We start from the raw sequence: 369 nt of genomic DNA on the forward strand, positions 1-369 counted from the left end.
GCGGTGCGGATGTCGTCCATGTCCTTGGCGGTGAGCGCGGGCGCGGTGAGCCCGCCGCCCTGGCGGTTGATGCCCTTGTTGTTCGACAGCTCGCCGCCGACCTTCACGAGGGTGTGGATCTCGTGGCCGACCACGCGCTGCACGGTGAGCTTGAGGCGGCCGTCGTCGAGCAGCAGCACGTCGCCCGGCTTCACGTCCTTGGGCAGGTCCTTGTAGTCGAGGCCGACGCGCTGGGCGTTGCCGAGCTCGCAGCGGGCGTCGAGGATGAAGGGCGCGTCGCGGGTCAGCGTCACGCGGCCTTCCTCGAACTTGCCGACGCGGATCTTGGGCCCCTGCAGGTCGGCGAGGATGCCCACCGGGCGGCCGGCG

The 369-nt window shown here is 71.3% G+C and carries 1 protein-coding gene; it reads right to left on the reverse strand.

The window, feature by feature from the left end; translation table 11 throughout:
* Positions 1 to 369, reverse strand: a 369-nt coding sequence (locus C667_RS24045; protein WP_004393488.1) for a pyruvate kinase, incomplete at both ends; no start/stop codon positions are given.

The sequence above is a fragment of the Thauera phenylacetica B4P genome (assembly GCF_000310225.1).
In the GTDB taxonomy this organism is placed as follows: Bacteria; Pseudomonadota; Gammaproteobacteria; order Burkholderiales; family Rhodocyclaceae; genus Thauera; species Thauera phenylacetica.